The organism is Paraburkholderia sp. UYCP14C, assembly GCF_004197395.1.
Lineage (GTDB): Bacteria > Pseudomonadota > Gammaproteobacteria > Burkholderiales > Burkholderiaceae > Paraburkholderia.
The window spans coordinates 1-972 of the sequence record NZ_SELS01000282.1; the positions used below are offsets into that span (position 1 = coordinate 1).

Below are 972 nucleotides of genomic sequence, written 5' to 3' on the forward strand. Positions count from 1 at the left end.
GCGGTGAGTTTGGGCAGCGCGTCACGCAGCAGGGGTGATTCGTTGCGATTGCCCGGCGCCGTCACGAATGGCGCGATGATGTTGCAGTTGCGATCGCTGAAGGCCACCACCTTGTCGCCCTTCAGATGCTTGTGCCCGCTGTAGCCCAGGTTGTCGCCGCCTTTCTTTGCCGCTGTGGTCGTGCCGTCGCCATGGATGTTCGCGAGGTCGAGGAGCTGGTCCCGATGCAGTTGATCGACCGAGCCCGCGAAGACCCGGTCGATGCTGCCGTCAGCCTGCCAGCGTCGCATGATCCGGTAGATGCGGATGTGGTGGATTTCAGGCAGCCCCTTTGCATCCGTTTCGATCGGCAGCATCTTCCATTGACACCCCATATAGAGCGCCTTCAGGACGTAGTTGAACATCCTCTGTAACGGCAACGTCGGCGGCGGGCCGCGCCGGCCCCGGCTCAGGTGCGGCAAGACAAATTGCCCGAACTGCGCTTCACTCAATTTCGTGGGAATCGCCTGCCGGCCATGGTTTGCAGCCATTTTCGCATCCGCAAAGCCCTCACTTTAACCGCTCCCCCCTCGCCAGCTCCGAAAGCCATTCCCGGTGGGGCTTGCAGACAAATTCGGCCCCTTCGGAAAACCCGCAATCAGTTGCTGATCGATATTGTGATGAATCGAGGCGTTATCGAGCACCACCACAGTCATCAGGCCGGGTGCGCCTTCCTGCGCGACCTGATCAAGAAACTGGATGACGTCTGGGCGCTTGATGGTTGCCTTGCTGGCTTCATGCTTTAGAAGGTTGGCGCCGAAATCAAATGCACCGAGGACCGAACGTCTGCAATGAGGCTGCGGTAAGACGTGATGCGGCTCGCCGACTGGCGACCAGCCGCGCTGCACCGGAGGTGAGGCAGAGAACCCTGACTGGTCGAAGTAGATCAGGCGGCACGCCCCATCGCGAGCCGCCTGCTGCAGCTTTGAGAGC

At 60.8% G+C, this 972-nt stretch carries 2 protein-coding genes; both read right to left on the minus strand.

Annotated features, from left to right (window positions below; genetic code table 11):
- Positions 1 to 530 (minus strand): transposase (locus tag EVC45_RS44845; protein WP_168991686.1); only part of this gene is annotated, 530 nt, incomplete at its 3' end.
- Positions 531 to 554: 24 nt separating this feature from the next.
- Positions 555 to 972: transposase (locus EVC45_RS46465; protein ID WP_211193615.1), on the minus strand; the 418-nt coding region annotated here is incomplete at its 5' end.